This is a genomic window from Brevundimonas sp., from assembly GCF_031412435.1.
Classification (GTDB): Bacteria; Pseudomonadota; Alphaproteobacteria; order Caulobacterales; family Caulobacteraceae; genus Brevundimonas.
Genome location: NZ_JANODA010000045.1, coordinates 13,130 through 27,636 on the forward strand (window position 1 = coordinate 13,130; position 14,507 = coordinate 27,636).

15 protein-coding genes are annotated in these 14,507 nt (G+C 67.4%); all 15 read right to left on the minus strand.

The features are described from left to right. Window positions 1-11: 11 nt before the first annotated feature. The gene (locus RMO01_RS09115; protein ID WP_309628734.1) at window positions 12-1,268 is read right to left on the minus strand and encodes a phage tail protein I; all 1,257 of its coding nucleotides are present in this window, start codon (window positions 1,266-1,268) and stop codon (window positions 12-14) included. Further along, the gene (locus RMO01_RS09120; RefSeq protein ID WP_309628735.1) at window positions 1,265-2,149 is read right to left on the minus strand and encodes a baseplate J/gp47 family protein; all 885 of its coding nucleotides are present in this window, start codon (window positions 2,147-2,149) and stop codon (window positions 1,265-1,267) included. The genes RMO01_RS09115 and RMO01_RS09120 overlap by 4 nt, the downstream gene beginning before the upstream one ends. Then, window positions 2,146-2,535, minus strand: a complete 390-nt coding sequence (locus tag RMO01_RS09125) for a GPW/gp25 family protein (RefSeq protein WP_309628736.1) — start codon at window positions 2,533-2,535, stop codon at window positions 2,146-2,148. Before RMO01_RS09125 ends, RMO01_RS09120 begins: the two co-directional genes overlap by 4 nt. A 21-nt stretch (window positions 2,536-2,556) precedes the next feature. Next, window positions 2,557-3,111 carry a phage baseplate assembly protein V gene (locus tag RMO01_RS09130; protein ID WP_309628737.1) on the minus strand — a complete coding sequence of 185 codons (555 nt, stop codon included), beginning with the start codon at window positions 3,109-3,111 and terminating at the stop codon, window positions 2,557-2,559. A 3-nt stretch (window positions 3,112-3,114) separates the two neighbouring features. Beyond that, window positions 3,115-3,927, minus strand: a complete 813-nt coding sequence (locus RMO01_RS09135; protein ID WP_309628738.1) for a hypothetical protein — start codon at window positions 3,925-3,927, stop codon at window positions 3,115-3,117. A 2-nt stretch (window positions 3,928-3,929) separates the two neighbouring features. Then, the gene (locus RMO01_RS09140) at window positions 3,930-4,334 is read right to left on the minus strand and encodes a hypothetical protein (protein WP_309628739.1); all 405 of its coding nucleotides are present in this window, start codon (window positions 4,332-4,334) and stop codon (window positions 3,930-3,932) included. 4 nt (window positions 4,335-4,338) lie between these two features. Beyond that, a complete protein-coding gene (locus RMO01_RS09145; RefSeq protein ID WP_309628740.1) occupies window positions 4,339-5,373 on the minus strand; it encodes a major capsid protein in 1,035 nt (344 codons plus the stop codon). A gap of 56 nt (window positions 5,374-5,429) precedes the next feature. Continuing rightward, window positions 5,430-6,095 carry a head decoration protein gene (locus RMO01_RS09150; protein WP_309628741.1) on the minus strand — a complete coding sequence of 222 codons (666 nt, stop codon included), beginning with the start codon at window positions 6,093-6,095 and terminating at the stop codon, window positions 5,430-5,432. A 73-nt stretch (window positions 6,096-6,168) separates the two neighbouring features. Then, complete coding sequence (locus RMO01_RS09155; protein WP_309628742.1) at window positions 6,169-7,293, minus strand: head maturation protease, ClpP-related; 1,125 nt, start codon at window positions 7,291-7,293, stop codon at window positions 6,169-6,171. Between the two features lie 55 nt (window positions 7,294-7,348). Further along, on the minus strand, window positions 7,349-7,609 hold the full coding sequence (locus RMO01_RS09160) for a gpW family head-tail joining protein (protein WP_309628743.1): 261 nt from the start codon (window positions 7,607-7,609) through the stop codon (window positions 7,349-7,351). After that, window positions 7,587-9,215, minus strand: coding sequence for a phage portal protein (locus tag RMO01_RS09165; RefSeq protein WP_309628744.1), 1,629 nt, complete (start codon window positions 9,213-9,215; stop codon window positions 7,587-7,589). Before RMO01_RS09165 ends, RMO01_RS09160 begins: the two co-directional genes overlap by 23 nt. Before the next feature lie 3 nt (window positions 9,216-9,218). Continuing rightward, entirely contained in the window at window positions 9,219-11,249 is a 2,031-nt protein-coding gene (locus RMO01_RS09170) for a terminase gpA endonuclease subunit (RefSeq protein WP_309628745.1), read from the minus strand. 3 nt (window positions 11,250-11,252) lie between these two features. Then, entirely contained in the window at window positions 11,253-11,999 is a 747-nt protein-coding gene (locus tag RMO01_RS09175) for a hypothetical protein (RefSeq protein WP_309628746.1), read from the minus strand. A 268-nt stretch (window positions 12,000-12,267) separates the two neighbouring features. Then, window positions 12,268-12,864, minus strand: coding sequence for a hypothetical protein (locus RMO01_RS09180; RefSeq protein WP_309628747.1), 597 nt, complete (start codon window positions 12,862-12,864; stop codon window positions 12,268-12,270). A gap of 232 nt (window positions 12,865-13,096) precedes the next feature. After that, entirely contained in the window at window positions 13,097-14,266 is a 1,170-nt protein-coding gene (locus RMO01_RS09185; protein WP_309628748.1) for a hypothetical protein, read from the minus strand. Between the last annotated feature and the right edge of the window lie 241 nt (window positions 14,267-14,507).

Here is a 14,507-nt window from a genome sequence, read left to right on the forward strand (position 1 = left end):
GGCGAAATCTCCTAGAGGGATCGGGATACGTGGCCGCCGAACCGGAAGGACCCATCCAGAGGGATGCGGTCGCCGAACTGGCGGGAGCGAGTGGTCGCACCGTCGACCAGGATCCGGTCACGGTGCGCTTTCGAGACGCGAACAGCCGCGAGGGCGGCCTCCAGTTTCGCGGTGTCATGCGGAGCGGCGACCGAACGGCCGGCGATCCAGCGGCGGGCGACGGCGGCCCTTGTCTGCAGTCGGCCCGGCGCGTCGATCAGGAGGGTCGCATTGAAGGGTTTCGGGCCCAGCCGCGCGTGCCCCGCGAAACTATGGGCGCGAACCCAGGGGCCATCACGCTTGCCGTCCTGCAGGAGGACCCGGTCATAGAGCAGACCCGCGCCACCATCCGGCGTGGCGAACCGCCTGGCGGGCCCTCGGCCGGCGAACTGCATCAGTCCAGCCTTTCCGGTCCCAGCAACGCGGTCGTGGGCGACCTCCATTGGCTCAAGGCCGGGGGAGACCGTGTCCAGATGCAGTTGGCTATGCTGGTGCGAGTACGTTCTCCGCAGCGCGAAGGTGACGACGCGGGGCGGCGAGACGGGAGCCGCCATGAACGAGCGCCCGAGGAAGGAGCGGCCAGCGTAAAGCGCTGGAGCCTTCCCGCCCGGAATGAAGACACGCTCGAGCTCGACCGCGTCGGCCACCCGCACGACGGTATCAACCCGGGCCCTCCGCAGGGGCGTGACCTGATCGCCGTCGACCAGGACCGCGCGCCGGCCGTACAGCCCCTCGCCCGCATCGAAGCTCGCGAACATGCGCCCGGCAAACGCCCTGGCGGATCCCGCGAAGGCTTCGACCTTGGCGATCCCCGTCTCGCTGGCGAGATAGATCCGGATCTGCGGCATGCGAGCGAGCCAGGCGTCCCGCGTCGCCTTGTCGACGACAGGGGTCGCAAACAGCCGCGTTGTCGGGGTGACAGCCTGGCGAAGGGATGCGCCCGCCTGGGCGAGGTGAAGGCGGATGCCTTCGACCGTGCCCTTGAGCGAATGGAGGCGGGGCGAGGCGGCGATCGCTTCGCGCTTGCGAAGCTCATCCCAGCCGCCTTCCCAGACGTCGACACTCAGGGCCCAGGCAAGCCGGTCCAGGATATCGACGCCGCAGGACCAGGGATCCCAGGACTGACCGACCAGTTCGGCCGGAAAGGCGTCCCGCCGCAGCGCGTTCTCAGCGGCGAACGCCCGCATCAGAGGGGAGGCGTTCGCCGGCAGGAGGCCTTGGTCAATCATGCGGGGACCTCAACGGAGATTGCCACTTCGCCCAGCTCGGCGACCCCGGCCGGGCCGGGATCGGTCGTCAGGAGAGAAGGGTCGAGGCGGACGTTGTCGGCGACGGGCAAGTGCAGCGCGGCCGCGATTCCCGAACGGGTCAGGCGCAGTCCGATCCGTCGTCGCCCGGCGGCGTAAGCCGCCAATCGCGCGGAGGCTTCGACCACGACCAGTTCCGGATCCGGCCCCGGCGCGACTTCAATGACAGCGGCGACGTCGACCACGGAATGCGAGGCGGCCCGAACCGTGACCGTATCCGTCAGCGCCTTGATCGGGCGGGCGTCGAGATTGTCCCGGACGATTTCGGCGAGGGCCGTTTCGTCAATCCCGGGACGGCCTAGAACGACGAGCAGGATCTCGCCGGGATCAACCAGGCCGCTGGCGTGGTTCAACGCCTCGGCGTCCGCGACGTCCAGGGTCGCGGTGAGGGCGGCGTACTTGTAGGCCCCCGGCGTGAACGGCGAGGCCGCTTCAGGCGCGAGAACGATCCGGCGCCGGAAACGGTCGTCGTCCTCGCCCTCGAGTCTCCGGATCCCGATCTGGGCGTAATAGGTCGCCGCAAGATGATCGAGGACCGGGCCGATCGCCCGGGTCAGAGAAAGGCTTCGCGCGTGGTCGTTTATGGCCGTGAGATTGAGCAGCTCGCGGTAGGCGTCCTCCTGCTCCAGGATGACGAGAGGGTCCGTCTCCAGGTTCAGGTGATCGGCCGGGATCCCATGCGCGGCGAAGCGTGCGCGGAGAGAGGCGAGACGCTCGGCGAGGATGGTTTCATAGCTCGGGCGGACCAGCTCGAACGGCGGAAGCCGCGACAGGTCCAGGGTCTCGGCCTGGAAACGGTTCATGACGTGGTGATCCCTTGGCCCTGGTCGCCGGTGGCGAGGGTGATACGGCGCGTGCCTTCCGGCCGAGGGTCGCCGAGATGACCGCGCGGGCGATATTCGCCCTCGATCCAGATCTCGACCCGTCCGCTTCGTTCGAGACGGACGGGGACGACGCGGGACACCTTGAAGCGCGGCTCGAACAGCTCGATCGCGACCACGATCGACTGGAGCAGGCGAAGCAGCGTCGCCTTGTTGACAAGGCGGCCGAGCAGGGCGGCGGTTACCGCGCCTACGTACCCGCGCATCTGACGCTCGCCGAGCCGGGTTGTCAGAAGCAGCCCAACCGATTGCACGACGTGCGGCCAGCCGCTCAGAGGCCCGCCTGTCCAGGCGTCGATACCGGCCATGCTGGCCTCCGCGATATGGGGTTAGACAAAGACGCGTTCGGAACCGGCGTTGTTGATGTCGCCGCCCGAGTCGCCCGAGCCCTTGAAGACGACGCCGCGCTCGCCCCGATCCAGACGGGTTTTGCCGTCCGTCACGATTTCAGAGCCCTTGAGCAGGATCTGATCGGGTCGGACGTGGATCTCGCTGGACCCGAGCCGGAGGTTGATTCCGTCAGCGGTGATCTCGATCCGAAGATCCCCGAACGTCAGCACGTGCTGATCGCCTTCGTCGCTCGGCGACGGCTCGGCGTCACACCAGGTGAAGGGGACCGCCTGCCCCCGGCGAATATCGCCAGCGGGCGCGAGCAGCGTCATCTGTTGCCCCGCGCTCGGCGGACTATGGATCTTTAGCGCGCCCGCCGTCTGGGAATAGGGAACCCAGGGCGAAAGGAAGGGCTCGCCGCCGGATCCGCCCAGACGCAGGCGAACGCGCTTGCGGGCCGGATCGACTGCCTCGACCGTTCCCTCCCGCATCGTGTTCGACATGCGCCGCTCAAGGTCGGCGACGCGGCGCGCCAGATCGGCCAGCTCGCGCATGAACTAGCCCTCCGCTTCCGCTTCAATGACGCGCTCTCCGTCACCGTCGCCGCCATCGATCGTGATCCGCACCAGCGGAGGCGCGCCCTCCTCGGGAAGCGCTTCGAACGGCGGCGCGAGACCGATCCCTTCGATCCCCTCGCGGGTCAGGCCCAGAAGACCCTGCGCGACGCGCCAGTCCGTCATCGGCTCGCCCTCGATCTCGCGCTCCAGGAGCGGGACCAGATCGGCCAAGGCCGGCTCCACGGCCAGCTGGTCTAGAAACCGACGCCAGACGCCGGCGACGGGTTCGCCGAAGCCCGGTTCAGCCAAGGGCTGCACTGTCAGGAGAAGCTGGCGGGCGGCGAAGCGAACGCCCTCTTTCAGGCCCGCGCCCCGTTGCCCTTCGATCTTTCGAACCCTGACGACCAAAGACCGCCAAAGCTCGGACCAGGGCGCGGCGTCGACCTGTAGAACCCGAATGACCTGGCGCTGCAGCAAGTCGAGCTGCAGCTCCAGGCCTTCGTCTGTCTCAGGGATGGTGACGGAGATTTCCGTCTCCGAGCCGTCCGCGCCCTCGACTTCCCGCTCGGACTGGTCGGCGACCACGATCTCGATCGAGAGCTGTATCGAGCGCTGGCCCGTCAGGAGATCCCTGCCCTCAATCTGGTCGGCGGCGAAGTCGTCCGTATAGACCACGACGGCCGGCTGACGTTGCTCCTGGAACCGTTGATCGACGGGAGCGATCGCGGAGTCTGAAACCCTGTCGCCGGCGATGGTCCGCCCCTTGAGGGAGAGAACCGTCGCAAGGCGCAGGAACAGGGACGCGATCGCCATTGTCAGCCCTTTCGAATGAGCGGCACGTTCACGCGGTTTCCGTCGTCGGCCGCGCCGTCGAGGGTCTCGAACATCTGCCCGGCCTGGTCGCCGGTTTCGATACGCAGAAGGTCGCCCTTGCGCGGCCAATCGGCCCGGGATGCGAACCCGGTTCGCATGAACGACGCCTGGAGATCGCCCCCGACCAGATCGAGGTTGAACGACCGATCGCCCGCAGTCTGGCCGTCAGCTGGGCCCTGGCCCTCGCCCTCGCTGATTACGCCCTGCAGCTGCAGAACGACTGCGGGCTCCGCGCCGCCCTTGACGTACGCGGAGCCCCCTGAGGGACGAAGGATCGTGACCAGCTCGCCATAGAAGTCATCGGCCGCCCGGTTGAGGCGGGCGGCCGCGCTGGCCCAGCGAGACACCCGCTTAGCCGGTCTTTTTGAACGTCCGCAGCGCCCGGGGACGGGTGCAGATATTCAGCTCGTTCATCTGAACGTCGAAGTGGCGCCCCTTGCCGTTCGGCATCGGGTACTGCTTGCCGTAGAGGCGCTTGCCCTTCGTGTTCACCGTCTCCTCATAGTCGGCGGGAGCCCAGTAGGTACGGAACAGGCCGGGGACGCCCTCGGGGTAGGCGTGGCCTTCGTCGGCCTCGACGAACTTATGTTCGCCCACCTGGCCGCGATAGTTCTCGAACACGATGTCGCCGAACTCGAACGCGCCGTAGCTCTTGCCGTTGGGCTCGATATAGCCCTCGCGCAGGATTTTGGCTTCGTTCCAGCCCATGAAGGTCTCGCGGACCTCCTGGAGGCCGAGGACGTAGTCGAAGAAGTCATCACCGCAGAGCATGCGGACCTTGCCCGACCAGGGGAGGCCGCCCAGCTCGGCGGTGATCGAGCGGATAACGCCAGCACACCATTTGCGGAACGCGCCGTCGTCCTTCGCGGCTTTCAGAGCCGCCGGATTGAAGTTGATGACGGCCGGCGCAGCGAGGCCGAAGGTGTTGAACAGGTCCAGCTCCGACCCGTCGGCGTAAGTCACGACGCCCTTGATGGCGCCGAGCATGGAGAACTCCGTCGTCGCCGCGAACGACTGGCTATGGTCGGCGCTCTTTTCGGCGACCTTGCCCTGAACGGTCTCCAGTTCCGTTTCGGAGCCGAAGGCGCGGACGCCCTGGACTTCCTCGGCCATCACGGCGTCATTGATTTCGAAATGCGGAACCCGCACGTCGATCAGCTTGCGACCCTTGCTGTCGGAAACGGTCGTTCCGGGCGCGCCGCGCGGGGTCGGCGGGACCAGGATCAGGCTGGTCCCCTTAAGCTCGATCGCGGCGGCCGTGGTAGTGATGCCGTCGGCGCGGAACAGGCCGGCTTCGGCAATCCGGCCGGGGACGAAGGCGATATCGTTGATCGCGTCCGTCAGGTTAACGACAGAGAACGCGTCGTTATTGAAGATATCCAACATGAGAGCTGGTCTTTCCTAGTTCGGTTGTTTCGGGGAGGAAGCGGAGCGGCGGGCGCTTAGCGCGAGATCAGGCCGTGCAGCGCCATTTGCTGCAGAGCCGTTTCCTTCTGCTCGGCCGTGGCGCCTTCGGGCCAGGCGATGTTGCCGGAAATGATCTCCGCATCGCGGGCCATGGTGGCGATCGCCTTACGCTCGCCCACGCCGGTTTTCTCGGCGTAGAACGGCAGGCAGGCGGCGATTTCGGTCCCGTCGTTCGCCGTCGGATCCCAAGCGACGACGGTCTCGCCGCCGGCGTCGAGGTCGACCACGATCTCGAACGTGTCGCCGATGACGAAGTCGGCCGCGCCATCCGCGATCGTGAACTTGACGGCCTTGTTGAAGGCCGCGCCGACGTTGACTTGGCCGATTTCGACGCCGGCCGGATCGTCGATCCGGAACCGTCCGCCGTTTGCGGCTGCAGCGATGCAGATCGCCTTGTAGGCGCCGGGCTTGGCCGCGCGGCTGTAGGCGGGATTGGCGAGTGTCAGGACGCCGTTTCCGGTGTTGCCGGCGACGGCGGCCGACGTCACCTGGACGCCGGCGACTTCGAGGACGCGGGCGAGAGGTTGTCCGGGTTGAATGTCCTGGCTTGCGCCCAGGAACTCAGCCGCCCGGGAGCGCATGCCGAAGGCTTCAGACAGCACAAAGGCCGCTGCAACGCGGCCTGCAGTCAGGATGGTCATAGGAATGTCCCGTGTTCAGGGATTGAGGGGAACGTCGCGCCCGGCGGGCTGGCGACGGTTTGGATCGGGCGGCTTAGCGGGCGCCCGGGATCCGCTTGTTCACGTTGGCGACGGCCTTCGTCCAACCGGCCTTGGCCTGGGCCTTGTCCGTCATCTTCGGCGCGGGACCGCCCAGGCCGTCGCCCTGACCTTCCTTGCGCTCCAGGAACGACGCCGTCGGATCCTTGTCGTCCGCAGCGTCGCCGCCGTTCGGGGCGACCTTGAGCAGAGCGATCGCATCCTCGGCGGAATGCGCCGTGGCGAACGCCAGGTGCTGCGCCATGGTCTCGCGGCCGCGCGCTTCGTCGCTCGAAAGGATCGCCTGGATTCGCGTGTTCGCGGCGGCGGTCGCCTTCGTCCGTTCGTCCGTCCGGATGGTGTCTTCGTTCGTATCAGCCAAGGGGGGCTCCTGTGTGTCTGGCTGGGCGGCAGGAGCCGCCGGCGGGGTTGAGGCGACCGGAGTCGCCGGCGAAGCGGCGGCGGGTGCCGACGCTGGGCCCGGGGCCGAAGCGGCCGCAGGCTTGATCGATTGAGGGGGTTTCCAGCCATTGGCGCTCGCGAGAGCGACAATGCGGGCGGGGGCCTTGGCATACATGCTGTAGGCGAAGGCGGTCGGGTCGGCGGGAGCGGCGTTGTCGTTCGCCGTGGCGAGCTGGTCCGCAAAGCCCTGATCGACCGCCTCTTGAGCGGTCAGCCAGGTTTCAGCCCGCATGAGCGCCCGCATCGCGTTGGCCTCGCCGCCTGTCTTCTCGGCGTAGGTCGCGGCGTAGGAGGTCGCGAGGCTTTCGAGCATGCGGATCGCAAGCTCATGATCCGACGAAGTCCCCCAGGTGATCGTGGCCGGGTCATGGATCATGAACACCGATCCGAGCGCCATTTCGACGACGTCGCCGGCGCAGGCGATCAGCGAGGCCGCCGAGGCGGCGATCCCTTCGACCAGGATCGTCACGCGACCCTTGTGCGACGACAGCGCGGCATGGATCGCCGCCCCTTCCGTCGCGATGCCGCCGCCCGAGTTCAGGCGGATCGTGACGTCCGTGCCTCGGCCGACCTGGGCGAGCGCGGCGATGACCTGGCCCGACGTGAAACCGTCGCCCCAATAGTCATCGCCGACCATGCCGGACAGGATGATTTCCCCGTCCTGGATTTGAACCGCCATGGGTCCTCCAATGAAAAAGGCGGCCCGTCAGGACCGCCTTGCGAAGGTGAGGGGGCTAGGCCCCGGGGCCGCGTGGATTGAAGCCCGCGCGGATCGCGTATCGAGATCGGCGGCCCTGCTTGCGTTCGCAGGCCGCCTTGAGCTTCTGGATCTCGCGATCGAGCAGCTGCAGGTTCGCCCGGCCGAGTTCGACCTCTCGCTCGCGGAAGCGGACCCGGACCTCAGTCTCGCCCGCCAGAAGCTTGTAATAAGCCTCCTGGAGACGCGGCCAGACCAGGCAGGGATCCGTCAGGTCAAGGCCGTCGAGCAGGGCCATCTTCGGCGTCCTCCAGAAGCTTCGCGGGATCGGGAGACGGGAGCGAGCCAGGGGGCGGCGCGTAGGGATCCGGCAGATTGAGCCGGATCGCCGTCGCCCGGTCCTGAGCCCGCTGTTGCTGTTCCGCATCCGCGTCGAGGCCGATCTCGCCCGCAGCGGTCGAGACCGACATAACCCCAAGATCCTTGACCAGGACCTTGAGTGCCATCGCCGTTTTCAGTTCGTCCGGCGAGGGTTTCGCAGGCCCGCGCCAGGTCGCCCGGGTCGCGGCGGCTCGCTGTTTCAGGAACCGTGAGTAGCCTCCCGGATAGGGCGTCAGGCCTCGGGCGATCCGCTCCTCTAGCCAGGCCTCGAACACGGCCTGCAGGAACGGTCGAGGAATGACCCGACGGCGGCGAACGACGACCGGCCAGTCCGAGGCGATGCTCATCTTGATCGAGGAGAACGTCGCGCCCTGATAATCACCGGTGTATTTTTCGTATGACGTCCCAATGCAGCGAGCGATCTCGCGGTTCAGGTTCTGCGAGAACGGGAGATAGTTGCTCCCCGGCGTTTCAGCCGTCGTGAACTTGAGCTGATCGCCCGGGAACATGGTCGCGATCCGCCCATGCGTCCCCAAGTCGATCCCCGACGCGCCGTACCATTCGGCCCGCGCGCCCATGAGGGCCGCCATTCCGCCCGGGGCGGTCGGATCGACCTGGCCGCCGGAACCGGCCCCGAAGTCGTTCTCCGTCAGCAGACCCTCAAGCGCTTCGGCCGGGAGCTGGGCGCTCTCGAACGTCGCGGCGAAAATCGTCTGCAGGAGCGCCGTCGTCAGCGTCGCGTCAGCGAGCTGGTCATACTGGCGGGTGACCTTGAGGGCGGGCGCGAACGGCGAGATCCCCCGGGTTGCGTCCGGATCACCGTCGAAAACGTGAACGACCAGTGGGCGGCCGTCCGGATCCCGGGCGGCGACGTCGAGATCCTGATCGTAACCGTTGGCTCTGGCGCGGAAGCGGTAGCCGATCGGTTGACCGTCCCCGTCCAAGAACACGCCCTGATGGAGATCCTCCAGCTCGGACGATTGCTGCGACAGGCGAATAGGCGAAACCAGCTGGACCTTCGTCAGCATGGTCGCGCCGGCCCGCTCGCGGAGCAGGATCCGGCCCAGGCCCTCTCCGAAAGGCATGTACCAGCGGACTATGGCGTCAGCCATGGTCGCCAATGTCGCCTTGCCCCGCGCATCGCATTCGAGCGGACTGTTCGCGTACGCGACAAACTCCCGCTCGACGTCGGACGCCCAGGCGTATGCGAAGTCATAGGACCATCGCAGCGCCTGGTGATCGGGCGCGACGTTGATCGTCAAACCCTCGGGCCCGTTGATGTCGGCGACCATCTGCTCGATCGCGCCGGTGATCCAGCCGCTGTTGTGGGCTGCATCGATGGCCCGGGCCGCGACGCCGGTCCAGGCTTCCTTGACGTCTTGCCGCTGGGAGCGAAGCGCCGGCCTCCAGCCGCCGAGGAGGTTCGAGCTGTCGGGCCGCATGTAGCGGGCCGTCGGGCGCGAGTCCTGGCGGGACTGCGTTTCCTTGGATCCGAAAAGGACGCGCTGCAGACCGCCAAACATTGACTACCTCCTGTTCATGCGGGCCGCGATTTCGGCAAGGGTTGGCCGGGCCTTGGGAGCCTCGGAGGTGCGAACCGGGTTCGCATCCGGCGGAGCCGCCTGGGTCGCGGCCGCCGTCAGATCGCGGACGCGTTGCGCGACCTCGGCCCGCGATGGCCGAGGAGGATCCTCGACCGTCGCGGGCCTGTTCATGAGATCCTCCAGGTCGAGCTGGAGATCCTCGGGCGGCGTCTCCCGTTCCTCCTCCAGCCGCGACCAGGTCGCGTCGGGAAGGGTCCGGATCCCCAGGCGGATCGCGGCGGCCTCGGCCTGCAGATGCGTGTCGAGGCCTTCGTTCGCCTGGGCCGCGTCCTTGACCCACTGATAGACGGTGAAGCCTTGGCGGTTGCGCTTCGGCTTGCGCCGCTCGGACGTGAGCTGGCGGAAATAGTCGTCGTCCAGACCCTCGGGCATTCCGACGAAACCGCGCTCCAGCGGATCCGCCTTCGCCAGGTTGCGATAGAGGGCCATCTTCAGGACGGACGTCGCGAAGTTGTAGAAACGCCGCGAATATTTGAGCAGCTTGCCCTGCCGGTTCCGCTCGCGCTTGACGCGGGCGAACAGCGGAGCGGTCTCGGAACCGACGCCGCGAACCATGATGGCGCGGGTCGCCGGATGCCGCTTCGCCCAAGCCCAGACTTCCTCCGTCCAAGCGTTGCCGTCGATCGCGGCCAGATCGATTCCGATCCGTCGACCGACCGTGTTCAGCCAGCGTTGCTGCAGAAGATCGTCGAGCTTGGCCCGGCATTCTTCATCGCTGATATGCTTCGGGATCACGCCGTAGGCGATCACCCAGCGCCGCAGATCCCGGCCCCAGCCGACCAGCTGCCATTCGACCCGGTCGTCCTGACAGTCGATCCCGAGTGTAATCAGGAGCGCACCGGCGGGGATTTGACCCGCCTTGTAATGGCTCTCGGCCGCACGATCGCGCAGCGTTTCCCAAGCGACTGTTTCGCCTGCGGCCTCATACGCGAGGCCGCAGGTATCGTTCATGAACGTCTGTTCGGCGGCGGGGTCGCCCTTCGCCGCCAGCCACTCCTGAGCGATCCGCGCGAACGACTGCAGGACGCTGTAGGCCGACCAGATCCAGAAGCTGCGATGATGCCCCCTCACCTTCGGGTTTCGGACGCTCCAGCGCAGGCGTTTCTTGATCTCGGCGCGGTGATGCTCGCGGATCTCGCACCCGCATTCGATGCAGGTGAAGTGCGGATCTTCGGGGTTCGCCTCGATCGTGGCCCGCATGTTTTCCCATTCCAGAACCTGGAAGGCGTCACAGTGCGGACAGGGGACCTCCGGATATTCCTGCGATCCCGCCAGCAGCGAGCGGGAAATCCGACAGCCAGGCAGGACCAAGGGCGTCGAAATCTTGAGGATCTTCGCGAACTCGAACGCCCGCGAGCGGCTGTCGGCTTGGCGCTCCGGATCGCCCGCCGAGTTCATTTCCCATTTCGACAGATCGTCCTGGACCTGGCGGCGCATGCTGACTTGCGACAGCGACGCGGGAGAGTTCGCGCCCGAGACCTGGATCGAGCCCCGGCCGTCCGCGCGTTCCTTGAACATGACGCTGTCGCCGCCGTCGCGCGAGCGCTCAGGGAACAACGCCGCCAGCGCAGCGGTCCCCCGCAGCATCGGTTTGAGTTTCAGCTTCGACCAGCGCCGGCCGTTGTCGTCCGTCGGGTGCGTGTAGAGGAAGTCGCAGGGGTCCATATGGAGGGAGCCCAGCGTGAATATGTTCGCCAGGATCGTCCCGCCCAGCTGGGCCGACTTCGCCAGCGTCACGATCCGGCAAGGATCCTCCGGACTCGCGGCCCGCAGGATCTCATCGAACTCCGGGAACAGCTCCGGATTATACTTGCCCGGAATCGGGCTCTCCCGATCGCTGAACTCGATATTGTCGATCGCCCAGGAGCGATAATCGACGGGCGGCGGCGGCTCCAGAACCTCGGCGACCGCCTCGGCGATCATCCGTTCGGGGTTCATGAGGTGGATCGACATTCGTCAGCCCTCCTCGGCTCCCGTCGCCTCCTCGACCAGGCCTGCGGAGCCGTCATCGATAACGAGCAGCGGCATTTCCCCCGCCTTCTTCCTGGCGGCGTCAGCGGCTCTCGACCGCAGCGCCCGGAACTCCCGGCGCAGGACGTGAGCCAGATCCCGCTGCGGGATCTCGAACTCCGTTGCGAGCGCCTGAGCCAGGTCAGCGACGCACCCATCGAATACGTTGAGCATCGTCTGCGCGACGCCCAGGAGCGCGGCCCGGGAATGGTCCGCGCGAATGTAGACGCCTCGGCGAGCGAGATCGTCCTCCAGCGCCTGGCGCTCGCGGCGCTCGGCGTCGTTCAGCTTGAGCTGCTTCAGGCGGTCCGCGACTGGGTCCGTCGGGCTCGGCTGCGGCGTCGGCGATATGCGGAAACTATCCTCGGCCCCGGCCAGCCGCGGCGCGGCTTCCGCGAAGCGGTCGATCAGCGGAGTGTCGGCGACGACTGACAACGCGCCGTCCAGGCGCGTTGTCAGTCCGTTTCCGAGGCGCTGGCCCAGGTCGGTACGCTCGCGCAGCTGGGCGCGCGCGGTTTCGATGCGGATCTTTGCGCTGCGGCCCTCGCCGACCAGGGCCTCGGGACCGATCTTGCCCTCGGCGATCATCTGGGAAACGCGCCCGGGCGAGACGCCGATCAGCTCGGCGAACTGGCCTTTCGTGACGATCGGATCCGCGACGAGCTGGGCTTGGAGAAAGGCTTCTGCAGTCATGCGCAGCCCTCCTCTTTAGCCGGGGCTTTAGCTGTTTAGGCTTCGATTTTAGACTGCAACTGGCCCTGACCCGGGCCGCCGCGCCGCCGCATACAGGCCGACCCCGGAGAGGACCCGCGATAGGGGGGGGACCCCCCGCCCTATAAGGGGAGGGTTCGACCTCGACAGGGTGAAGGGGTCAGCCTGCGGCCCGACAGGTGCAGCACGCCGCGCGCGCACCGCCAGGCCGCAGGCGCTCAGCCCTTCCGGGGAGGGAAGGGCGAGGCCGTCAGTCGAACTTGGACAGTTCCCGATCGAGTTCATGAGCGATGTCGCCGCCCAGGCGGGCGACGGATGCCTCGAACGCGTCGAACACTTCCTCCTCGACAAGCTCTTTCGGGAGTGACGGGCCATAGACCCGCTCGATCGGCGTCCGTCTGGCCGAGGCCCTGACGTACACCTGACCCGTTCCCATGTTCAGTTCGACGCGGTTCGGCCACTTGCCGCCGCGCATGAACGCGCCGTCGAACCGCTGGACGCGGCCCCAGACCTTCGCCCGGACGCCGAACTTGAACTCAGTCGGTTTGAACACCGCCAGCGGCAAGGGCCGCCCGGATGCGATGATCTTGAAATCTAGCTTGCCCTCGCCTCCCGCCGCCCCAGCCCAGGCCTTGGACGCGTAAACCTGACGGCGGATGATGCTCATGGGCGTAGAGGTTCGCTGCGCGAGAACCCGGCGGATCTTCGTCAGCGTCGGCCCGCCCGTCCGGTTGAGGGCGCGGGCCATGACCTTCTGGGCCCGATCCTTGCCGAGCGCGCCGAGGCCGTTCTCGAACCGGCGCAGGACCTCGTCGCCCGCCTTGATCGTCAGGACCTGGCGGGACATTCGACCCTCCCGGAACCGAAGCGGCGCGCGGCTGTTAACCACGCGCCGCCCCTCGATACTCGGACGCCCTTAGGGGAGGGCTTCTGGACCACTAGGCCCACTCACGCACCAGGGTTTCAGACACGAAAAACCCGCCTCGGGAGACCCCGGGCGGGTTTCAGTCGTTTTTCTGGACGTGACCTAAGAGGGCCTCGATTCGGCCCCGCCCTCAAGTCCCATTTGAGCGACGGCTTTAGGTGGTCGCCGATTTCTTTAGCCCGGCATGGACCGGCTTCGTCAGGACGTCGAGCGCCGCCTCAGCCGCCCGAACCAGAGCCTTCGTATCGGCCTCGCGCGCGTTTCCGCTCCCGCCGAGCGACCGGATGGTCCGCCCTTCACCGGCAATCGCCCGCAGAACGCGCAGCTCGCGCTCCCCTTTCCCGGCGACCGCCAGCTCGATCTGACGAAGGCGGGCGAGGACGTACGCGCGCTGCAGCTCGGACGCCGACCGGGCGACCAGTCCCGCCGTCTGGCGGCTGGCCGAGACGCCGGACGGGTTCAGGTTGGCGACCCGCAAGCCGGCCGACGCCAGCTCGAACGCGATCCGATAAGTCCGCAGCGCGCCATACTGGCCGTTCGAAAGCTTGCCGGTCTCGAACAGGGTCGCCAGGCCGTCGCGGCTGGAGATCCGGACCGGCTTGTGAACGCCCTCCTCGGACACCCGGCCCTCCAGGTCGGCCGCCGAGACCTTGCCGAGCTGCTCGCCCCGCTGCTCGGCCCGTGCCGACGTCTCGACTGTCGCGCGTTCAGACCAGGTCGCCTCCAGCTGTTCATGACGCAGGCGGGCGGCGACAGCCGATGTCTCTCGCACCAGGCCGAGCGCTTCCCAGCTCGCGGTGCGAGCCCGGTTCGCATCCGCAAGCATCACGGCCGGGATCTCCTCCTCCTGCTTTCGCAGCTGGGCGATCCCCGCGTTCAGTTTCTGAACATGGGCCCGGGCGACGCGCAGGCTGACGGCCGCCTCCTCGACGGCGGCGACAGCCCGGCGGACTTCCTTGGAGGGTTCGGGCGCTGCGACGTCGCGGTTCGCTTGGACGACGCGACGGCGGACCTGGCCGACTTGACGTCGACGCGCCTCACGCTGGGCCCGGGCGACGGCCGCCGCCGCCAGCTCGACGCCGGCAACGTGCATCTCTCCGCTTACGCCCAGCTCGCGTTGGACATGGGCGACGATCGCCTCGGCGACGGCGCGGCGGCCGATCCCGGCGAGACGCGCCGCCCCGTTGAGGGCCGAGACCTGAGCCCCGGACAGGACTGACGACGTCGGCTGGACGAAGGCGACGCCGCCGACGGAGAGGACCTGGAACGCGCCCTTGGCGCTGGTTCCCAAGCTTTGGAAGCAGTTTTTATTTTGATTGATCATTTCTCAAATCCCGAAGGGAAAGGCAGAGCCGAAGGCAGGGAACGGACGGACGGACAACACACAGAACAGGCGTGTCTCGCATGGGCGCAGCAGGCATAGCGGTTAGGGCGGGACCATCGTCCGTATCGTCCGTTCCCTCCGTTTCCCTTTGCGGGTCAGGGGGTTACGGAACGGACGATCCGGTAGGGACGGACGACCGACCGTCCGTTTTCGCGGCCTGCGCCGCCCCCTTGCCCGTCCG

Excerpts from the sequence above, each read along its gene's own strand:
- RMO01_RS09115 (WP_309628734.1), bottom strand. The coding sequence starts at position 1,268 with ATGATTGACCAAGGCCTCCTGCCGGCGAACGCCTCCCCTCTGATGCGG.
- RMO01_RS09180 (WP_309628747.1), bottom strand. The coding sequence starts at position 12,864 with ATGTCCCGCCAGGTCCTGACGATCAAGGCGGGCGACGAGGTCCTGCGC.
- RMO01_RS09175 (WP_309628746.1), bottom strand. The coding sequence starts at position 11,999 with ATGACTGCAGAAGCCTTTCTCCAAGCCCAGCTCGTCGCGGATCCGATC.
- RMO01_RS09130 (WP_309628737.1), bottom strand. The coding sequence starts at position 3,111 with ATGCGCGAGCTGGCCGATCTGGCGCGCCGCGTCGCCGACCTTGAGCGG.
- RMO01_RS09155 (WP_309628742.1), bottom strand. The coding sequence starts at position 7,293 with ATGGCGGTTCAAATCCAGGACGGGGAAATCATCCTGTCCGGCATGGTC.
- RMO01_RS09170 (WP_309628745.1), bottom strand. The coding sequence starts at position 11,249 with ATGTCGATCCACCTCATGAACCCCGAACGGATGATCGCCGAGGCGGTC.
- RMO01_RS09150 (WP_309628741.1), bottom strand. The coding sequence starts at position 6,095 with ATGACCATCCTGACTGCAGGCCGCGTTGCAGCGGCCTTTGTGCTGTCT.
- RMO01_RS09165 (WP_309628744.1), bottom strand. The coding sequence starts at position 9,215 with ATGTTTGGCGGTCTGCAGCGCGTCCTTTTCGGATCCAAGGAAACGCAG.
- RMO01_RS09120 (WP_309628735.1), bottom strand. The coding sequence starts at position 2,149 with ATGAACCGTTTCCAGGCCGAGACCCTGGACCTGTCGCGGCTTCCGCCG.
- RMO01_RS09185 (WP_309628748.1), bottom strand. The coding sequence starts at position 14,266 with ATGATCAATCAAAATAAAAACTGCTTCCAAAGCTTGGGAACCAGCGCC.
- RMO01_RS09125 (WP_309628736.1), bottom strand. The coding sequence starts at position 2,535 with ATGGCCGGTATCGACGCCTGGACAGGCGGGCCTCTGAGCGGCTGGCCG.
- RMO01_RS09145 (WP_309628740.1), bottom strand. The coding sequence starts at position 5,373 with ATGTTGGATATCTTCAATAACGACGCGTTCTCTGTCGTTAACCTGACG.
- RMO01_RS09160 (WP_309628743.1), bottom strand. The coding sequence starts at position 7,609 with ATGGCCCTGCTCGACGGCCTTGACCTGACGGATCCCTGCCTGGTCTGG.
- RMO01_RS09135 (WP_309628738.1), bottom strand. The coding sequence starts at position 3,927 with ATGGCGATCGCGTCCCTGTTCCTGCGCCTTGCGACGGTTCTCTCCCTC.